Genomic DNA, 2,136 nt, shown 5'->3' with positions numbered 1-2,136 from the left:
TTACAGTCAGGACATTTAATAAGAGCCATAAAAAACCTTTTTTGTTATTGTAGCTTGACAATGTTATAAATACGTTAAGTGAAAAGAGGACAAAAATAAGAGAGAAAAAGTCCCCTGATTAGGGGAACTTTAGAGGTCTGTTAAATTAAAGCGATAGCATCAATCTCAACAAGTGCATTTTTTGGCAATGTTTTCACAGCCACGGTAGAGCGTGAGGGCTTGTGATTACCGAATGCATCTGCATAAATTGCATTAACCGCCGCAAAATCATCCATATCTGCCAAAAAGATCGTCGTTTTGATCACTTTATCAAACGAACTTCCGGCTTCTTCCAAAACTGCTTTGAGATTTGAGATCACTTGAGCGCATTGTGCACTCACATCCCCATCGACCATCTCACCAGCGGGGGTGAGTGCGATTTGACCGGAGGTAAATACCATACCGTTCGCAATCATCGCTTGCGAATACGGTCCGATAGCCGCTGGGGCATTAGGAGTTTGTACATTTTTAATCATCTTTAGTTTCCTTTATTTTTTTGCTTTACGGAGTGCATCATCCAAAATCGATTGATAATCCTCGCTCGGCCAATATCCCGGGATTGAATGAATCACTTTTCCCTCACCATCGATAAAATAGCTCATGGGAACCATTTTAGCGCTCAGATTTTTAGGGTAAACACTTTTATCACGCGTTACATGGACAGGGATAAAGCGGGTATTGATTTTTGAAATTATCGCATCATCGCTCAGCGTGGTTGCTTCCAGTTTTCGACACCATCGGCATTGTTCTGTTGTAATAATCACCAACATAGGTTTGGACTCTTTTTTCGCTTTAGCTTGCGCTTGCTCATACGTATCACTCCACGCAATATCGTTCGCAAACAGATTAGCCATCAAAAGCACTAATAACGCTAATTTTTTCATTTAAACCCTTTTTTGAAAAACGGAATTTTACCGAAAATTATGAATCAACTTTGTAAAAACAGCATAAAGATTTTCGACTTCGGCAATCGAAGTACGCTCATTCGGAGCATGTATCGTATCGTTGATAACACCGAATTCGATCACATCGATCCCGTATGCGGCAACAAATCGGGCATCCGACGTCCCCCCCGCAGTCGAATTTTTAGGGGTAATTTTACATACCTCTTGAATCGCATCCGACAAAGTCCGAACAATCAGGGTATCCGCATCGGTGACAAACGGATAGGCCGATTGATCTAAACTGAGTGTATAGTCCATCCCGCAAAGCTGTGAATCAATAAATGTTCTAATACTTTCTTGATCGGTTCGGGTGGAATTTCGGACATTAAACATCATCTTCAATTTTCCGGGGGAAACATTGGTCGTCTCGATCCCTGCACGTATATCGGTAATAACCAGTTGGCTCGGAGCGAAATACTCATCCCCCTCATCCAAAAAAGCACCCGCGATCGTAGAGAGTACGGGGGCTATTTGATGGACAGGATTGATCGCTTTTTCTGGATAAGCAGCATGCCCTTGTTTCCCGATGATTTCGATTACACCGTTGATCGAGCCTCGTCGTCCCACTTTGATCGCATCTCCGAATCTCTCTTCGCATGTCGGCTCGGCCACGACTACGGCATCAGGGAGGAGATTATGCTCTTTGAGGTAGGCTAGTACTTCTACCGTACCGAATTTCGCCGGTCCCTCCTCATCGGAGGTGAGCAAAATGGATAAGGTTCCCTCGTACTCTTTTGCCTCTTTTAGCGCTTGGGTAAATGCCGCCACACCACTTTTCATATCCTGAGCACCGCGGGCATAGATAAATCCGTCCTTTTCGGTCGCAACGAACGGATCACTATTCCACCCCTCCCCTGCGGGGACGACATCGACATGTCCGGCGAAACAGAGATGTTTTCCCTCTCCGAAACAACGGTAGGCAAAGAGATTTTTTACCCCTTCACGATCAATGCGGACAGTGGTGAACCCTTCCAAATAATCTTCAAGAAAATCAAATATACCACCATCTTCGGGGGTAACACTCGGTGATTCCAAAAGCTGTTTAAATAACTCAATAACGTTCAATGTCAATCCTCTTTTAACTGCGTCTCATATTCCAGACGCAAACCGTTCGGTGTCATTATAAAACCTTGCAGTTTGATTTTGCCTTGTG

At 43.9% G+C, this 2,136-nt stretch carries 3 protein-coding genes; all 3 read right to left on the bottom strand.

Annotation, left to right across the window (positions count from 1 at the left end):
* Positions 1–140: 140 nt before the first annotated feature.
* The 3 genes from VFW36_RS03350 to dapE are packed head-to-tail and all read right to left on the bottom strand — an operon-like array spanning position 141 to position 2,048.
* Complete coding sequence (locus VFW36_RS03350) at positions 141–512, bottom strand: RidA family protein (protein WP_329657395.1); 372 nt, start codon at positions 510–512, stop codon at positions 141–143.
* A gap of 15 nt (positions 513–527) precedes the next feature.
* The gene (locus VFW36_RS03345; protein WP_329657394.1) at positions 528–923 is read right to left on the bottom strand and encodes a thioredoxin family protein; all 396 of its coding nucleotides are present in this window, start codon (positions 921–923) and stop codon (positions 528–530) included.
* 27 nt (positions 924–950) lie between these two features.
* Positions 951–2,048: a succinyl-diaminopimelate desuccinylase gene (dapE, locus tag VFW36_RS03340; protein ID WP_329657393.1), complete on the bottom strand. Its 1,098-nt coding sequence runs from the start codon at positions 2,046–2,048 to the stop codon at positions 951–953.
* Positions 2,049–2,136: the final 88 nt, after the last annotated feature.

The sequence above is a fragment of the Sulfuricurvum sp. genome, assembly GCF_036279695.1.
In the GTDB taxonomy this organism is placed as follows: domain Bacteria; phylum Campylobacterota; class Campylobacteria; order Campylobacterales; family Sulfurimonadaceae; genus Sulfuricurvum.
Note: the sequence above shows the minus strand (reverse complement) of the source record. Positions and strands in the feature narration are given on the sequence as shown.

Excerpts from the sequence above, each read along its gene's own strand:
- VFW36_RS03345 (WP_329657394.1), bottom strand. The coding sequence starts at position 923 with ATGAAAAAATTAGCGTTATTAGTGCTTTTGATGGCTAATCTGTTTGCG.